At 73.1% G+C, this 17,551-nt stretch carries 13 protein-coding genes; 9 read left to right on the top strand and 4 right to left on the bottom strand.

Annotated elements, in window-relative coordinates; translation table 11 throughout:
* Nucleotides 1-3: 3 nt before the first annotated feature.
* The 8 genes from C2L59_RS17005 (at nt 4) to C2L59_RS16965 (ending at nt 11,987) form a co-directional block, all read left to right on the top strand.
* Nucleotides 4-837, top strand: a complete 834-nt coding sequence (locus C2L59_RS17005) for an urea amidolyase associated protein UAAP1 (protein ID WP_103350489.1) — start codon at nt 4-6, stop codon at nt 835-837.
* A complete protein-coding gene (locus C2L59_RS17000; protein WP_103350488.1) occupies nt 834-1,469 on the top strand; it encodes an urea amidolyase associated protein UAAP2 in 636 nt (211 codons plus the stop codon). The genes C2L59_RS17005 and C2L59_RS17000 overlap by 4 nt, the downstream gene beginning before the upstream one ends.
* Nucleotides 1,466-5,014, top strand: coding sequence for an urea carboxylase (gene uca / locus C2L59_RS16995; protein ID WP_103350487.1), 3,549 nt, complete (start codon nt 1,466-1,468; stop codon nt 5,012-5,014). The genes C2L59_RS17000 and uca overlap by 4 nt, the downstream gene beginning before the upstream one ends.
* Nucleotides 5,011-6,609: an allophanate hydrolase gene (locus tag C2L59_RS16990; protein WP_103350486.1), complete on the top strand. Its 1,599-nt coding sequence runs from the start codon at nt 5,011-5,013 to the stop codon at nt 6,607-6,609. Before uca ends, C2L59_RS16990 begins: the two co-directional genes overlap by 4 nt.
* 124 nt (nt 6,610-6,733) lie before the next feature.
* Nucleotides 6,734-7,867: a hypothetical protein gene (locus tag C2L59_RS48980; protein ID WP_233223529.1), complete on the top strand. Its 1,134-nt coding sequence runs from the start codon at nt 6,734-6,736 to the stop codon at nt 7,865-7,867.
* A gap of 60 nt (nt 7,868-7,927) precedes the next feature.
* Nucleotides 7,928-8,557, top strand: coding sequence for a DUF998 domain-containing protein (locus tag C2L59_RS16975; protein ID WP_103350485.1), 630 nt, complete (start codon nt 7,928-7,930; stop codon nt 8,555-8,557).
* Nucleotides 8,558-8,685: 128 nt separating this feature from the next.
* Nucleotides 8,686-9,876, top strand: a complete 1,191-nt coding sequence (locus tag C2L59_RS16970) for a thiolase family protein (RefSeq protein ID WP_103350484.1) — start codon at nt 8,686-8,688, stop codon at nt 9,874-9,876.
* A complete protein-coding gene (locus tag C2L59_RS16965; protein WP_103350483.1) occupies nt 9,876-11,987 on the top strand; it encodes a 3-hydroxyacyl-CoA dehydrogenase NAD-binding domain-containing protein in 2,112 nt (703 codons plus the stop codon). The genes C2L59_RS16970 and C2L59_RS16965 overlap by 1 nt, the downstream gene beginning before the upstream one ends.
* On the opposite strand, the gene C2L59_RS16960 is transcribed toward C2L59_RS16965, so the two are convergent.
* Nucleotides 11,988-12,416, bottom strand: a complete 429-nt coding sequence (locus tag C2L59_RS16960; protein ID WP_233223528.1) for a hypothetical protein — start codon at nt 12,414-12,416, stop codon at nt 11,988-11,990. It abuts the gene before it with no gap.
* Between the two features lie 69 nt (nt 12,417-12,485).
* On the opposite strand from C2L59_RS16960, the gene C2L59_RS16955 reads away from it, so the two are divergent.
* On the top strand, nt 12,486-14,015 hold the full coding sequence (locus C2L59_RS16955; protein ID WP_103350481.1) for a twin-arginine translocation signal domain-containing protein: 1,530 nt from the start codon (nt 12,486-12,488) through the stop codon (nt 14,013-14,015).
* A 169-nt stretch (nt 14,016-14,184) separates the two neighbouring features.
* Here C2L59_RS16955 and C2L59_RS16950 read toward each other — a convergent pair whose 3' ends face one another.
* Genes C2L59_RS16950 through C2L59_RS16940 form a run of 3 tightly spaced genes read right to left on the bottom strand, consistent with a single transcriptional unit; the run spans nt 14,185 to nt 17,521 of the window.
* Nucleotides 14,185-15,309 (bottom strand): cell wall metabolism sensor histidine kinase WalK, encoded by a 1,125-nt coding sequence (locus tag C2L59_RS16950; protein ID WP_103350480.1) that lies wholly within the window; start codon nt 15,307-15,309, stop codon nt 14,185-14,187.
* On the bottom strand, nt 15,306-15,983 hold the full coding sequence (locus tag C2L59_RS16945; RefSeq protein ID WP_033261892.1) for a response regulator transcription factor: 678 nt from the start codon (nt 15,981-15,983) through the stop codon (nt 15,306-15,308). The genes C2L59_RS16950 and C2L59_RS16945 overlap by 4 nt, the downstream gene beginning before the upstream one ends.
* A gap of 35 nt (nt 15,984-16,018) precedes the next feature.
* The gene (locus tag C2L59_RS16940; protein ID WP_233223527.1) at nt 16,019-17,521 is read right to left on the bottom strand and encodes a PucR family transcriptional regulator; all 1,503 of its coding nucleotides are present in this window, start codon (nt 17,519-17,521) and stop codon (nt 16,019-16,021) included.
* Between the last annotated feature and the right edge of the window lie 30 nt (nt 17,522-17,551).

Genomic DNA, 17,551 nt, shown 5'->3' with positions numbered 1-17,551 from the left:
ACCATGAGCACCACCGCGACGACCTACGGAGCGCGCGACCACGCCCGCGCGCAAGCCGGCACCGTGGTCGACACGATGCCGACGATTCCGGCGAACAACTGGCCGGCACCGCCACCCGAGGTCGCCCCCGAGGCGCTGACCTGGGCCGAGACCGTGGCCGGCGGCGGGTACACGCACAAGGTGCTGGCCCGGGGCACGCGGCTGCGGCTGACCGACGTGGACGGCGACGCCTGCGCCCACCTGCTGCTGTTCAACGCCGGGGCGCCGTGGGAGCGGCTCAACGTCGCCGACACGGTCAAGGTGCAGTGGAACGCCTACCTCGGCGAGTCGGTGGCGCTGCTTTCGGACCAGGCGCGGGTGCTGGCCACGATCGTCGCGGATTCCAGCGGGCGGCACGACGCCCTCTGCGGGACGTCCACTGTGGACGGCAACACCGTGCGCTACGGCGACGGTTCCCCGCACGGCCCCTCCCCCGCCGGGCTGGCGCTGTTCACCCTGGCGGCGGCCAAGAACGGGCTGGGACCGCGCGACCTGCCGCCGAGCCTGTCGTTCTTCCAGGGTGTGCGGGTCCAGCCCGAAGGCGGGCTGGAGTTCACCGGGTCCGCGGGCCCGGGGCGCAGCGTCGACCTGCGGATCGAACTCCCGTCGATCGTGCTGCTCGCCAACGTCGCCCACCCCGTCGACCCGCGTCCGGAGCACACCATGTCCCGGCTCGAAGTCCTCGCCTGGCGCGACCGGCCGACCACCCCGGACAGTCCGGAATGGACCCACACGCCGGAGGCGCAGCGCGCGTTCGAGAACACCGCCGACTACCTCACCGCCCGGGGGATCGCATGAGCACGGCGTACGAAACCGAGCTGGAAATCAGCTACGACGTCCCGGCGCGGGCACCGTTCTCCACGGTGCTGAAGCGCGGCCAGGAGCTGACGATCATCGACTTGGGCGGCAACCAGGCCGTCGACTTCCTCTGCTACGACGCGGCCGACACGGCCAAGCGCTACAGCGCGGCGGCGACGATCGCCGCGCAGGGCAACATCTTCCTGACCACCGGCAGCGTCCTGCGCACGCAGGAAGGCGCGCCCCTGCTGACCGTCGTCGCCGACACCTGCGGCCGCCACGACACGCTCGGCGGCGCGTGCAGCAAGGAATCCAACAGCCTCCGCTACGGCCAGCACACGCGCTATCAGCACGCCTGCGTCGAGAACTTCCTCATCGAGGGCGCCAAGTGGGGGCTGGGCAAGCGTGATCTGGTCAGCAACGTCAACTGGTACATGAACGTGCCGGTCGAAGCGGACGGCACCCTCGGCATCGTCGACGGCATTTCCGCGCCGGGCCTGGAAGTCCGGCTGCGCGCGGAGACCGACGTGCTGGTGCTCGTCTCGAACTGCCCGCAGCTCAACAACCCCTGCAACGGGTTCGACCCGACGCCGGTGCGGATGGTCGTCACCTCCCCGGGAGGCGGCGAGTGAGGCTGCTCGTCGCCAACCGCGGCGAGATCGCGGTCCGGATCCTGCGCAGCGCCGGGGAACTGGGTCTCGAAACCGTCGCCGTGTACTCCGACGCCGACCGCCTCGCCCCGCACGTGCGGCTCGCCGGCCGGGCCGTCCGGCTCGGCCCGGCACCCGCGGCGGAAAGCTACCTGCGGGCCGAGGCGATCGTCCAGGCCGCGCTCGACACCAGCTGCGACGCGGTCCACCCCGGCTACGGCTTCCTTTCGGAAGACGCGGCGTTCGCACGAGCCTGCGAAGACGCCGGGATCGCGTTCGCCGGGCCGTCCCCCGCGCACCTCGAGGTGTTCGGCAGCAAGCACACCGCGCGCGAGGCCGCGATCGCGGCGGGCGTTCCGCTGCTGGCCGGCACCGGCCTGCTGTCCGATGTGGACGAAGCACTGGCACGCGCGGAGGACATCGGCTACCCGGTGATGCTCAAGGCGACCGGCGGCGGAGGCGGGATCGGGATGCGCGCCTGCGCGTCGCCGGCCGAGCTGCGCGCCGCCTGGGACACCGTGCGCAGCGTCGCGGCCAAGAGCTTCGCGAGCGCCGGGGTCTTCCTCGAACGCCTGGTGACCCGCGCGCGGCACGTCGAGGTCCAGGTGTTCGGCGACGGCTTCGGCGAGGTACTGGCCCTCGGCACGCGCGACTGCTCGCTGCAGCGGCGCAACCAGAAGGTCGTCGAGGAGTGCCCGGCGCCGGAGCTGCCCGAGGACGTCCGGAAGCACCTGGTCGAGTCCGCCGTCGCGCTCTGCTCGTCGGTCCGGTACCGCTCGGCGGGCACGGTCGAATACGTCTACGACCCCGAACGCGGTGAAGCGGCGTTCCTCGAGGTCAACACCCGCCTGCAGGTCGAGCACCCGGTGACCGAGGCGGTCTACGGTGTCGACCTGGTGGCCTGGATGCTGCGGCTCGCCCAGGGCGACCGCGGGATGTTCCGCGCGGTCCCGGTTCCGCGCGGGCACGCCGTCGAGGCGCGCGTGTACGCCGAGGACCCGGGCGCCGGGCACCGGCCCAGCGCGGGCCTCGTCACCCGGGTCACGCTGCCCCCGGACACCCGGGTCGACACCTGGGTCGAGCCGGGCACGGCCGTCACCACGCACTACGACCCGTTGCTGGCCAAGGTGATCAGCACCGGCGCGGACCGCGCCGAGGCGCTGGAGAACCTGCGGAAGGCTCTCTCCGGGACGCGGTTCGACGGCGTCCAGACCAACCTGGGCCAGCTGCGCGCGGTAGCCGTCGACGCGGCCTTCGGTGCCGCCGGCCACGACACGTCCACGCTGGACACCATCGAAGACGGGGAGCCGCGGGTCGACGTCGTCCGCGGCGGGACCATGACGACCGTGCAGGACTGGCCGGGCCGCACCGGGTTCTGGCACGTCGGGGTGCCGCCGAGCGGCCCGATGGACGAACTTTCGCTGCGGCTGGGCAACCTCGCCCTCGGCAACCCCGAGGGCGCGCCCGGCCTGGAGTGCACTGTGGACGGCGTCGCGCTGCGGTTCTCCCACGCCACCGAGGTGTGCGTCACGGGCGCGCCCACGGCCGTCCTGGTCGACCGCACCGAGGTTCCGTTGTGGACCCCCGTCGAGGTTCCGGCCGGGGCGACGCTCGACGTCCGGGCGTGCACGGCCGGGCTGCGCAGCTACGTGCTGGTCCGCGGCGGCGTCGACGTCCCGGCGTTCCTCGGCAGCGCGGCGACGTTCACGCTGGGCAAGTTCGGCGGGCACGGCGGCCGCGCGCTGGCCGCCGGCGACGTCCTGCGGCCCGGGCCGGCGCCCGCGGACCCGGTCGTCGGGCCGGTCGGCCAGGCCGACCGCCCGGTGTTCGCTCCACACTGGACGATCGGTGCCCTCGAAGGGCCGCACGCGGCCCCGGAGTTCTTCACCCCCGAAGACGTCGACACGTTCTACGCCACGGACTGGCAGGTGCACTTCAACTCGGCGCGCACCGGGGTCCGGCTCGTCGGGCCGCGGCCCGGGTGGGCCCGGCCGGACGGCGGCGAAGCGGGCCTGCACCCGTCGAACATCCACGACACGCCGTACGCGGTCGGCGCCGTCGACTACACCGGCGACCTGCCGATCCTGCTCGGACCGGACGGCCCCAGCCTGGGCGGGTTCGTCTGCCCGGCGACGGTCGCCACCGGCGAGCGCTGGAAGCTCGGGCAGCTGCGGCCGGGCGACACCGTGCGGTTCGTGCCGATCGGCGCCGACCACGCGGCGGCGCTGCGGACGCGGCCGGCGTCGGCGGTCGAGCCGAGCCGGCCCGCGCGCGACGACGGCGGAGTCCTCGCGCGACTGTCCGCTTCGGACAGTGTGAAACCTTCGGGCGAGCCGTCGGTCACCTATCGCCGCAGCGGGGACGACAACCTGCTGATCGAGTACGGCGAGATGAAGCTCGACCTGGCCCTGCGGATGCGGGTGCACGCGCTGGCCGAACGGCTGGCGGCCGAGGGGGTGCCGGGGATCGTGGACCTGACCCCGGGCATCCGGTCGCTGCAGGTGCACGTCGACCCGGACGCGCTGCCGGTCGGCAAGGCGCTCGGGCTGGTGCGCGAGCTGGAGCGGGACCTGCCGCCGACGCACGACCTCGTGGTGCCGAGCCGCCGCGTGCGGCTGCCGCTGTCGTGGGACGACCCGGCCACGCGCGAGGCGATCGAGCGGTACATGACCGGTGTCCGCGACGACGCGCCGTGGTGCCCGTGGAACATCGAGTTCATCCGGCGTGTCAACGGACTGTCCAGTGTGGACGACGTCTACCGGACGGTGTTCGACGCGGAGTACCTCGTGCTCGGCCTCGGCGACGTCTACCTCGGCGCGCCGGTGGCGACGCCGCTGGACCCGCGCCACCGCCTGGTGACGACGAAGTACAACCCGGCGCGGACCTGGACGGCGGAGAACTCCGTCGGCATCGGCGGCGCCTACCTCTGCATCTACGGCATGGAAGGCCCGGGCGGCTACCAGTTCGTCGGGCGGACCACGCAGGTGTGGAACAGCTGGCGCGGCGGCGACCGGCCGTGGAACCTGCGGTTCTTCGACCGGATCTCCTGGTACCCGGTGTCGGCGGAGGAACTCCTGGACCTGCGGGCGCAGAGCGCGTCCGGGCAGCTCGCCCTCGACGCCACGGACGGCTCCTTCGCCTTGGCGGACCACGAGAAGTTCCTCGCGGACAACGCCGAGAGCATCGCCGGGTTCCGGGCGACGCAGGCGGCGGCGTTCGAGGCGGAACGGCGGGCGTGGGCCGCGGCGGGCGAGTTCGACCCGAAACCGGAGCCGGTCACCCGGCCGCCGGCGCGGGTCGAGGCGCCGCCGGGCGGCCACGTCGTGGAGGCGCCGTTCGCGGCGACGGTGTGGCGGATCGACGTCACCGCGGGCGAGCACGTCGAGCACGCGCAGTCGCTCGTGACGCTGGAAGCGATGAAGACGGAGGCGCGGATCCCCGCGCCGGCGAGCGGTGAGGTGGTCGAGGTGCTGGTGTCCCCCGGCGACCAGGTGGCGCCCGGAACCCCGCTCATGGTGCTGGGATGAGCGCCGTCGAAGAGCGGGTGCGGGCCGCGTACCGGCGCATCGAGCGGGTGGACCGGCCGGAGATCTGGATCGGCCTCCGGCCGGAGGCCGACGTCCTGGCCGAGGCGGCGGCCCTGGCGGAACGCGGGCGGCCGCTGTACGGGAAGCTGGTGGCGGTCAAGGGCAATATCGACGTCGCGGGGCTGCCGACGACGGCGGGTTGCCCGGACTACGCGTACAAGCCGGAGGCCGACGCGCCGGTGGTCGCGCGGCTGCGGGCGGCCGGCGCACTGGTGCTCGGCACGACCAACCTGGACCAGTTCGCGACCGGCCTGGTGGGCACGCGCAGCCCGTACGGCGCGGTGCGCAACGCCGTCGATCCGGCGTACGTCTCCGGCGGCTCCAGCTCGGGGTCCGCGGTGGCGGTCGCGCTCGGCCTCGTGGACCTCGCGCTGGGCACGGACACCGCGGGGTCGGGCCGGGTGCCGGCGGCGTTCAACGGGATCGTCGGCCTCAAGCCGACCCCGGGCCTCCTGCCCACCGAGGGTGTCGTCCCGGCGTGCGCCAGCATCGACTGCGTGACGCTGTTCGCGCGGACGGTGGAAGAGGCGTCGTTCGCGCTGACCTGCCTGGCCGAACCGGCGCAGGTCCACACGGGACGGTTCCGCCTCGGCGTGCCTTCCGAGCTGGGTCCCTTGGCTCCGGGCTGGGCCGAAGCGTTCGAAGTGGCCGTCGCGGAATACGCGGCCGCGGGCGCCGAAGTGACCACTGTGGACATCTCGGCGTTCCTGGAGGCGGCGCAGCTGTTGTACGGCGGCGCGTTCGTCGCGGAGCGGTACACCGCGGTCGGCGAGTTCATCGACGCCCACCCGGACGCCGTCGACCCGGTCGTGCGCTCGATCATCGGCCCGGCCCGCGACATCCCCGCGCACCGGCTGTTCGCCGACCAGGCGACCCTGGCGGCCCTGCGGGCGGAGGCGCTCGCCACGCTGGCCGGCGTCGACGCGCTGCTGGTCCCGACGACGACCGAGCACCCCACGCTCGCCGAAGTCGCGGCCGACCCGGTCGCGGTGAACGCGCGGCTGGGCCGGTTCACCAACGCCACCAACCTGTTCGGGCTCTCGGCTTTGGCGGTCCCGGCGGGCTCGGTGGCCGGGCGCCCGTTCGGCGTGATGTTCCTGGGCGCCCCGCACGACGACCTCAAGCTGGCGGCCCTGGCCGGCCTGCGGCGCGAAAACATCCCGATCGTGGTGGTGGGCGCGCACCTGCGAGGTCAGCCGCTCAACCACGAGCTGACCTCCCGCGGCGGCCGGTTCGTGGCGCCGGTGTCGACGGCGGCCGCGTACCGGCTGTACGCGCTGGACACCGTGCCGCCGAAGCCGGGCCTGGTGCGGGTGGCGTCCGGAGGGGTGTCGGTGGCCGCCGAAGTCTGGGAACTGCCGGCGCGCGGTTTCGGCGAATTCGTGGCCGGAGTCCCGGCTCCCCTGGCCATCGGCAAACTGGAACTGGCGGACGGCACGCGAGTGCCGGGTTTCCTGTGCGAGCCGGAGGCGACGGAGGGAGCGGAGGACATCTCGGCCAAGGGCGGCTGGCTGGCCCACCTCGGCGTCGGGTGAATCGGTTGCGGCGCCGGTCGACACCGAGGTGGTGAAAGTTGTTCCGTGCGGCCATCCCGCACCGGCCGCCGGGGCGCGTGTCTGCGCCCACCTCACCACCGGCGACGGACCCGGGTGCTTCCGCGTGCTCACCGGGGTGGCCACCCGCTTCGACCTGCTGTGCGGCCCCTGCGCCGAGCTCCCGGCTCCGGAGCTGATCGACGCCTGTGTCGGCTGCTTCGACTGCACCGAGGTACTGGCGCACCTCGGCTGGCGCGGCGCGCCCGAGATCCTGCTGCGCGACCGGGAACTCGCCGGGGCCTGGGCGACGCGGCCCTGCCCGGTGCGCCCGCTGAACGACCGGTGTCTCGCTCCTCACCCGGAGGGCTGGCTCGCACTCACCGAAGCGGGTTTCGTCCGGATCGACGACGAGGACCAGTGGCTCCTCGGGCCGGTCGTGCTGCCCGAGGAGCGTGACGTCGAGCGGAACGACGGGCCGGACCGGCCACGCGGCCCCGTACTGCACGTCCCGGACGACGGGCGGTTCGCGGCGATCGTCTCGGACTACGGGCAGTACGGCACCGTCGTCGACCTGGCGGAGTGGGTCACCGTGCTCGACCTCGACCGGGACTGGGACGACAACGAATGGACCCGTTTCCCGTTCGCCTTCCTCGACGGGGACAGGTTCGTCGCGGCCACCGACTCGAACCGGCTCGACGTGTTCGAGGCGGCCACCGGTCGCCTGCTGACCGAGCGCTCCACCACCCGCGAGGACAACCCCGAGCACTACCTCGGCTACTGCTTCGGCGCCATGCTGCCCAGCCCGTCCGGCCGTTCACTGCTCACCGACGGCTGGGCCTGGCACCCGGTCGGCATCCCGCTGGTCATCGACTGCGCGGCGTGGCTCGCGGGCGACCGGCACGCCCCCGAACACGGACGCCACCTCGTCGACCGCGGCGCCGCCTGGGACACCCCGATGGCCTGGCTGAACGAGAACACCGTGGCGTTGCAAGGCATCGGGGTACCCCTGCTCGACGGCATCGAACTGCGCGACGCCACGACCGGGCACCACATCGGGTCCTTCGCCGGCCCGAAGGGGCGGATGTGGGCCCACGACGGCCTGTTGTACGTCGCCGCCGAAGCCGGGCTCGGGGTCTGGGACCCCGCCGAAGGCGCCCGCATCGGGCTCCTCGAGGGCTTCGCGCCCATCGCCCACCGCGAAGGCACCTTCGCCGAACTCCGTAACGATCAGCTGAGAACTTGGGCAACTCCGCGATAACAAGCCTCACCCCGGGGCACCTCCAGGCCGATTCACCTGAGTGAACCCCCGGAGGCGGCCATGACCACGGCGACCACATCCCCGCAGAGCACCCTCGTCCACTCGTACCTGTTCCTCCGCCGCGCCATCGGGCTCATCGGCCTGGCGCTGCCGTTCGTCCTCATCCTCGGCAAGCAGCTCGTCCAGGGCGGCGACGTCGCCGGCTCGCTCAGCAGCTACTACTACACGGACCTGCGGGACGTCCTGGTCGGCGCGATGTGCGCGGCCGGCGTGTTCCTGCTGGCCTACTACGGCCACGACTCGATCGACAACATCGCCAGCACGGTGGCCGGGCTGGGCGCGATCGGGCTCGCGCTGTTCCCCACCACCCCGGACCACGACGTCACGGCGTGGGACCGGACCTCGGGCGTCCTGCACCTCGCCTTCGCGGCCGTGTTCTTCCTCTCCCTCGCCTACTTCTGCCTCCGCCTGTTCCCCCACGACGGCGAGCAACCCGGACGCTTCGGCGCGCTCTACCGCGTCTGCGGCGGCGTGATCCTCGCGTGTCTCGTGCTGATCGCCCTGGCCAAGTACCTCGGCCTGACGCCGTCCCTGCACCCGGCGCTGTGGCTCGAAGCGGTCGCCGTGGAGGCCTTCGGCGTCGCGTGGCTCGTGAAAGGACGGACGATGGAGCCCGGGAGTGTGCCGTAGCCCACTCGACCGGGCCACACCACTGGTTACCGACCGGTAACAAGGGCTATCGTGCGGCTATCACCGTCTACAGCACTGGAGCATTCGTGGCCGCACCAGCAACGCCGCTCGCGCCGACCGCGCGGGGCGTGCGCACCGTCGCCTTCGTCGAGGGGGTCCGCACCCCCTTCGGCAAGGCCGGCGACAAGGGCATCTACGCCGGGACCCGCGCCGACGACCTGGTCGTCAACGCCATCCGTGAGCTGCTGCGGCGGCACCCCGAGCTGCCGCCCGAGCGCGTCGACGAGGTGGCCATCGCCGCCACCACCCAGACCGGCGACCAGGGCCTGACCATCGGCCGCACCGCCGCGCTGCTGGCCGGCCTGCCCAAGTCCGTGCCCGGCTTCGCCATCGACCGCATGTGCGCCGGCGCCATGACCGCCGTCACCACCGCCGCGTCCGGCATCGGCTTCGGTGCCTACGACATCGCCATCGCCGGCGGCGTCGAGCACATGGGCCGCCACCCGATGGGTGAGGGTGTCGACCCGAACCCACGGATCATCGCCGACAAGCTCGTCGACCCGACCGCGCTCGTCATGGGCCAGACCGCCGAGAACCTGCACGACCGCTTCCCGGCGATCACCAAGCAGCGCACCGACGCCTACGCCGCCCGCAGCCAGGAGCGCTACGCCGAGGCCGTCAAAACCGGCAAGATCGGCCCCGAGCTGGTCCCGGTCGCCACCCGTTCGAAGGAGCTGGGCTGGGGCCTGGCCACCGAGGACGAGCCGCCCCGCCCGGGCACCACGCTCGAAACCCTCGCGAACCTGAAGACGCCGTTCCGCCCGTTCGGCCGGATCACCGCGGGCAACGCGGCCGGCCTCAACGACGGCGCCACCGCGTCGCTGCTCGCCGACGAGGACACCGCCCGCGAGCTGGGCCTGCCCGTCGCGATGCGGCTGGTCGGCTACTCCTTCGCCGGCGTCGAGCCGGAGGTCATGGGCATCGGCCCGGTGCCGGCCACCGAGAAGCTGTTCAAGCGCACCGGCCTGTCCATCGACGACATCGGCCTGTTCGAGATCAACGAGGCCTTCGCCGTGCAGGTGCTGGCCTTCCTCGACCACTTCGGCATCGACGACGAAGACCCGCGCGTCAACCAGTGGGGCGGCGCGATCGCCTGCGGCCACCCGCTGGCGTCGTCCGGCGTCCGGCTCATGACGCAGCTGGCGCGCCAGTTCGCCGAGCGGCCCGACGTGCGGTACGGCATGACCACGATGTGCATCGGCATCGGCATGGGCGGCACCGTGATCTGGGAGAACCCGGCGTTCGAGGGGGCCAAGTAATGACGTTCACCGCTGAAGAAGCGAAGGCCGCCTTCCCGGACGAGGTCGTCACGCACGCCGTGACGCGCCTGGTGAAGGTACCCGGGCTCACGAAGCCCGTCGCGCTCATCACGCTCGACAACGGCCACGACCACACCCGGCCGAACACCTTCGGCCCGCAGGGGCTGGTGTCGCTGAACACCGCGCTGGACAAGGCGTTCGAGGCCGAGCCGGCCGCGATCGCCGTCACCGGCAAGCCGTTCATCTTCGCCGTCGGCGCCGACCTCTCGGGCGTCGAATCCGTCAGCGACCCGAAGCTGGCGCGCGAGATCGCCCAGACCGGGCACGACGTGTTCCGCCGCCTCACCGAGTCTTCGGTTCCGACCTTCGGGTTCATCAACGGCGCGGTCATGGGCGGCGGCCTCGAGCTGGCGCTGTCCTGCCACTACCGGACGCTGTCGGAGAACACCGCCGCCATCGCGTTCCCCGAGGTCTTCCTCGGCCTGTTCCCGGGCTGGGGCGGCACGCAGCTGCTGCCGAACCTCATCGGCGCCGACGCCGCCGTCACGGTGATCATCGAGAACGCCCTGGCGCAGAACAAGATGCTCAACGTCAAGCAGACGGCCGAGCTCGGCATCGTCGACGCGGTCTTCGGCTCGGCCGACTACCTCGAGCAGTCGCTGCTGTGGCTGGCCCGCGTGGTCAACGGTGAAATCAAGCCGGAGCGCCGCGAGATCGACCGCGGGTCCGGCTGGGACGCCGCCATCGCCCGCGCCAGGTCCCTGGTGGACGGCCGCACGCACGGCGCGTCGCCGGGCGCGGCCAAGGCCGTCGAGCTGCTGGAGCTGGCCCGCGAAAACGACCTCGACCGCGGCTACGCGGCCGAGACCGACGGCTTGGCCGAGCTGCTCATGTCCGACGTCCTGCGCGCCGGGCTGTACTCGTTCACCCTGGTCAACAAGCGCGCCAAGCGCCCCGCCGGCGCGCCGGACAAGTCCCTGGCCCGCAAGGTGAACAAGGTCGGCATCGTCGGCGCCGGCCTGATGGCCAGCCAGCTCGCGCTGCTGTTCGTGCGCCGCCTGAAGGTGCCGGTCGTGCTGACCGACGTCGACCAGGAGCGCGTCGACAAGGGCGTGGGGTACGTCCACGCCGAGATCGACAAGCTGCTGGGCAAGAAGCGCGTCTCGCCCGACGGTGCGAACCGGCTCAAGGCGCTGGTCTCCGGCTCGCTCGACAAGGCCGCGTTCGCCGACGCCGACTTCGTCATCGAGGCCGTCTTCGAGGAACTGGGCGTCAAGCAGCAGGTGTTCGCCGAGCTGGAGCAGCACGTCAAGCCGGAGGCGATCCTGGCGACGAACACCTCGTCGCTGTCGATCACCGCGATGGCCTCGAAGCTGCAGCACCCCGAGCGCGTGGTCGGCTTCCACTTCTTCAACCCGGTCGCCGTGCTGCCGCTGCTGGAGATCGTCCGCGGCGAGCAGACCGACGACGCGGCCCTGGCGACGGCGTTCTCGGTCGGCAAGCAGCTGAAGAAGTCCAGCGTGCTGGTGAAGGACGCGAGCGCGTTCGTCGTCAACCGGCTCCTGCTGCGCTTCCTCGGCGAGGTGCTGGTCACCGTGGACGAGGGCACGCCGTTCGACGTCGCCGACAAGGCCCTGGAACCGCTGGGCCTGCCGATGACGCCGCTGACGCTGATGCAGCTCGTCGGCCCGGCCATCGCGCTGCACGTCGGCGAGACGCTGCACGAGTCCTTCCCGGACCGGTTCACCGTGTCCGAGAACCTCGCGAAGTTCGTCAAGGCGGGCAAGAAGGGCGTCTGGGTCTGGGACGCCCACGGCAACGCCTCCGCCGACCCCGAGGTCGTCGAGCTCTGGACGCAGGGTGACAAGCCGTCCACCTCCGAGGAGGTGCGCGACCGGGCGCTGTCGGCCATCGCCGAGGAGATCCGGATCATGCTCGACGAGGGTGTGGTCGCCGAGGCGCAGGACATCGACCTGTGCCTGATCCTCGGCGCGGGCTGGCCGTTCTGGAACGGCGGCATCACGCCGTACCTGGACCGCTCCGGCGTCTCCGAGCGCGTGAACGGCAAGCCGTTCCTCGCCCCGGGCGTGGCTTCGGTCCCGACGGCGTAGCTAGTACTCGCCTTCACGGGGGCACTTCGGCGGCGGCGCGGTGAGTTTCAGCTGCGCCGCCGTCGCGTCGGAGTCGATCACCGTCACCCGCTGGGCGGTCCGGTAGCGGGCGTGCAGCTGGAGCGCCCACGCCTTCAGGTCGGTGCCCGGGACGGCGAGCAGGGACACCGACGGCGGGTCCACGAACACCCGCCGGGTCTTGGGGTCGGCGCGCAGCGACGGCTCGGCGGCCCGCATCTCGGCGTCGGCGGGGAAGACCACGACGACCGCCGCGCACAGCGTGTGCCCCGCCAGGGGCGCCGGGTTCGTGTCGACCGGCAGCTCCGGCGGCCGGACCAGCGCGGCGATGAAGAACGCCAGGCCGACGCCGGCGGCCAGGGCCAGCGTGATCACCGGCACCAGCACGCGGACCAGGGGCTTGTCCTCCACATCGAAGATCACAGCACGCGTTGGCCGCGGGGACACCGCCCGTTCACCCGGGCGGCTTAGCGTCCCGCCGTGACCACCGACAGACGCCGCTTCCTCAAGGGCGCCGGCCTCGCGGCCGCCGCCGCGGGCGTGCCCCTCCCGGCCCCGGCCGACCCGGACCTGGGCCGGCTGTGCGGCCGCTACCAGTGGCTGGTCGGCGACCACCACACGCACAGCCAGTACTCCTACGACGCGATGTACCGGATCGACCAGATCGCCGCCGGCGGGCGGGCGCACGGCGCGGACTGGATCGTCTTCACCGACCACGGCCACGCCGAACACGAGAAGGTGTCGGTCGAGCCGACCGAAGCCGACTTCCTCGCCGCCCGGCGGAAGTACCCGGACCTGCTGCTGTGGCACGGCATGGAGTGGAACATCCCGGGCGCCGAGCACGCGACCGTGTTCTTCCAGGCCGGCTCGCGGCAAGCCGCGAAGCTGCGCGAGTTCGAGCGGACGTTCGACTGGCGGCTGACGAACTCGGAGGCGTCGAGCCCGGCGAACGAGGCGCTCGCGCTCCGGGCGTTGCGCTGGCTGGCCGCGGAGGAACAGGCGAAGCGGATCCACGCGCCGGTCGTGCTGATCAACCACCCGCTGCGCAACGGCCGCGTCGCCCCGCACGAGCTGCGCGCCTACCGCGACGCGGCGCCGCACATCGTGATCGGGATGGAGGGCGCGCCCGGCGCGCAGGCGGACGGCTTCCCGAAGCCGCTGGGCAACGGCGGCGCGCGCGGCGGCTACGGCAACAGCCCCGGCCCGAACTCGTGGCCGGGGTTCCCGGCCGAGGCGTACCGGACGTTCGGCGGCTGGGACTGGGCGACGGCGAAGGTCGGCGGCCTGTGGGACTCGCTGCTGGCCGAGGGCAAGCCGTGGTGGATCACGACGAACTCCGACTCCCACTACAACCGCGGCGACACGCTGGTCCGCCCACCGGTCCCGGACGGCTGGTACGACGGCACGGGCAAGTTCCCGGACCCGGTCGACAGCGGCGTCCGGCAGTTCGTCCCGCCATATGCGGATTTCTACCCCGGCGAGTTCAGCCGCACGCACGTCGGCGTCACGCGGCGCAGCCTCGAAGGCGTCCTGGAGGGCCTGCGGGCCGGGCGGATCTGGCTGTCGCACGGCGGCCTGGCGCAGGAGATGCAGATCGGCGCGTACGGCGGTGGATCCTCGGCGACGCTGGGCGGGCGCCTGCGGGTGCGGCGGGGATCGGACGTCACGGTCGTGGTCTCGGCGCGGCTGGCGTCCCGGCCGAACGGCGGCGGCTCGGTGCCGCGGCTGGCCCGCCTGGACGTCGTCGCGGGCCCGGTCACCGGCCCGGTCGCCGACCGCGACACGATGACCGCGCCGGGCACGCGAGTGGCCGAATCCTTCGAGCCGCGCTGGGCGCCGGGGCGGCAGGTAGTGTTCCGGCACACCTTCCGAAACGTGCACGAACCGTTCTACACGCGGATCCGCGGGACGAACGGCGACGGCGAGCCCACGCCGGACGTCGTCGGGCAGGCGAACCCGTTCGAGGACTTGTGGTTGTACGCGAACCCGATTTTCGTGGACGTGTGCTGAACGGAAATGTGCTGCTCGTCCGGTCGATCATGACCGGGCTGCGGTGGCTGCTGCGCCGGTGCTGCGGGTGCTCGCCGGGCGGCGGCCTCGCCCTCAGTGCGAGGCGTGCTCAGGGAGGCGACACGCGAGTTGACCCTCCGATCACGCGAGTTGACCTTTCGATCACGGGTCAGTGGACCGGGAGGTGGACCGTCACACCCAAGCCGCCGCCCACGATCGGCTCCGCCGTCACCGTTCCGCCGTGGGCCGAGACCGCGGCCCGGACGATCGACAGGCCCAGACCCGCGCCCGAGCGGGCCGTCCGGGCCACGCCGGCGCGGCGGAACGGCTCGAACAGCTCCGCCACGCCCGCCGGGTCGACCAGGCCGCCCGAGGACCGGACGCGCAGCGTCGACCACCGCGGCCCCGGCTGCGTCACGACCTCGAGCCAGCCGCCCTCGACGTTGTGGCGGACCGCGTTCTCCAGCAGGTTGCCCGCGATCCGCTCCAGCAGCGCCGGGTCGCCGAACGCGGGCGCCGGCGGTGTCGCGAAGGACGCCCGGATGCCGCGCTGGTCGGCTTCCCGGAAGACCGCGCGCCACGCCCGGTCGACGACCGCGGCCAGGTCCACCGGCTCGCGCACGCCCAGCCCGGCGCCGTCGGTGCGGGCCAGCAGCAGCAGCGAGTTGACCAGCTGTCCCGCGCGTTCGGTCGCGTCGCGGACCACCCCGCCCATCCGGCGCAGCTCGGCTTCGTCGGCGTCGTCGTCGGCCAGGGTGACGTCGAGCTCGGTGCGGATCACCGACAACGGCGTCCGCAGCTCGTGGCTGGCGTTGGCGACGAAGTGGCGTTGCGCGTCGAACGCGGCCTGCAGCCGGTCGAGCATGTCGTCGAACGTGCTCGCCAGCTCGGCCAGCTCGTCGCGGGAGCGGATTTCGCCGATCCGCTCCCCCAGCGACTCGACCGACAGCCGCCGCGCGGTGCCGGTGATCTCGCGCAGCGGCAGCAGCACCCGCGAGGTGAACGTCCAGGCGAGGATCGTCGCGGCCGCCACCACCAGCAGGAACGCGATCGACCCGAAGAGCAGCATCCGGTTGCGGGCGTGCACGCGCAGGTGGTCGGCCAGCGTCGAGGCGTCGACCGTGACGCCGTCGACGACCACCACGCTGCCCGGCGGCATCTGCGGGACGGCGTCGAGCGAGTCCCGGACCAGCGTCCAGGCCAGCCAGAGCAGCAGCAGGCTGACGGCCGCGACCAGCACGGTCGCCAGCAGGGTGATCCGGGCGCGGAGCGTACGGGTGCCCGGCAGGTTCACGCGCGCGGCGCGCCCGGTTCCGGCACCCGGTACCCGGAGCCGACGACGGTCTCGATGATCCCCGGCTCACCGAGCTTCTTCCGCAGCGTCATCACGGTGACCCGGACGGTCGTGGTGAACGGGTCGGCGTTCTCGTCCCAGACCCGCTCCAGCAGCTCCTCGCTGCTGACGACGGACCCGGCGGCCTGCAGCAGGACCTCGAGGACGCCGAACTCCTTGCGCGTCAGCTCGACCGGCCCGCTTGCCCGCCGCACGGTCCGCTTGGCCGGGTCCAGCTCGACGTCGCCCGCGGTGAGCAGCGGCGGCGCGGCCGGCGTCGCCCGGCGGCCCAGCGCCCGCACCCGGGCGACCAGCTCGGGGAAGGCGAACGGCTTGGCGAGGTAGTCGTCGGCGCCGAGCGACAGCCCTTCGACGCGGTCGGACACCGAGCTGCTCGCGGTCAGCATCAGCACCCGGGTCAGTTCCCCGGACGCGACGATCTCCCGGCACAGCTCGTCCCCGGACATCCCGGGCAGGTCCCGGTCCAGCAGCACGACGTCGTACCGCGTGACGGCGGCCTTCTCGTGCCCGTCGTCCCCGGTGAGCGCGACGTCCACCGCCATCCCCTCGCGGCGCAGGCCGCGGGCGATCGCGTCGGCCAGGGGTTCTTCGTCCTCGACTACCAAAACTCGCACCAGCCCACAATCCCATATTTTCCTGAGAGTGCCCTTTAAGGACCGGGCTCGGCCCACCGCAGCGCGAACCACAGCCGCATCCGGGCCTCCGGGTCCGCCAGGTCGACGTCCAAGGCCCGCTCGACCTGGGCGATCCGGTGCCGGACGCTGTTGCGGTGCACGCCCAGTTCCGCCGCCGTCGGCTCCCAGCCGCCGTGGTGGGCCAGCCACGTCCGCAGCGTCAGCACGAGCTGCCGGTCCTGAGCCCGGTCCAGCGCCACCAGCGGGGCCAACGCCTTGTCCGCGAACCCGCGCGAGGCGCCCGGGTCCAGCAGCGCGTCGAAGTCGAGCGGCTCGCTCCCGGCCACGACCGGACGCCCGAGCGCACGGGCCCGCGAAAGCAGCAGCTCCACCTCGGCCCACGCAGAAGCCACTCGGGAAGCGGGCACCGGCGACCCCACGGCCGTGAGCCAGCCGGAAGCCCGCAGGTCGTCCAGCACCGGCGGGGAGACCGTTCCGGCGACGGCCACGAACGAAGGTCCGGGCAGCACCGACACCAGCGGCGTGTCCAGCCGCGCCCGCAGCCAGTCCGGGCGCCGGGCCACCTCGTCCGGGCCACGCCGGTACGCCGCCCCGGCGACCAGCCGGACGACGTCCGTCCCCACCAGCGACCGGGCCACCTCCGCGGGTGACGTCCGGCCGAGCAGCAGGCCGGTGGCCGCCGCGCCCAGCTCGGCCGCGTCCGAGCCCGCGCGGCCGACCAGGCCGAGCAGGGCCGCGCCGACGGCGAGGATCGCCCGGTCGGCGCCCTCCAGCCGCCGGGGCCGGCCGACGACCACCAGGTGCGACGCCGTGGCCTGCGGGTACACCGGCTGGACGACGACGAACCCGCCGTCGACCTCGGTCGTCGCGCTGCGGATCCCGCTGCCCGCCCGCACGGTCGCCATCAGCTCCCGCACCTCGGGCGGCAGCGGCGCGGGCGCGTCGTGCGCCGAGGCCAGCACGTCCCCGGCGCCGACCAGGGCGACCCAGGACCGCAGGACCGCCGCCAGCGCCGACGTCAGCTCGCCGAGCCCGCCACCCGCCGCCCGCGTCAGCGTCTCGCGCGCCGCCGTGATCCGCCGCTGGTCCCGTTGCCCGGCCTCGGTCAGCGCGACCGAGACCGCCCGGTTGACCGCCAGGAACGGCGTCCGCGCCGGCACGACCAGCAGCGGCAGCCCGTGCCGCGCGCACGCCCGGCGCAGCGGCTCGGGCAGCGTCTCGAACACCGTCGGGGTGAGGCCGAAACCCAGCGCCGTCACGCCGGCGTCGCGCAGCCCGCGCACGTACCGGTCGATCCGCTCGGGCAGGTTGACGCCCGCGGTGAGGATCAGCTCGCCGCCCACCAGGTAGGGCGCGGGGTCCTGCAGCTCGCTGACGTGGGCCCAGCGCACGGGCCGGTCCAGCGCGCCCGGCCGCAGCGTCTCGGGGACGGCCTCGAGCGCGAGCTCCCGGTGGCCGAGCACGTCCCGTAACGGGACATTCACCTCGGTGGACGACGCATCCGCGATTCTGGCCATTCCGTCCCGCCGTGAGTCGATATGGGGATG

Source organism: Amycolatopsis sp. CA-128772 (genome assembly GCF_002904295.1).
GTDB lineage: Bacteria > Actinomycetota > Actinomycetes > Mycobacteriales > Pseudonocardiaceae > Amycolatopsis.
The sequence above is the reverse complement of the archived record's forward strand: the minus strand, read 5'-3'. Positions and strand labels throughout refer to the sequence as shown.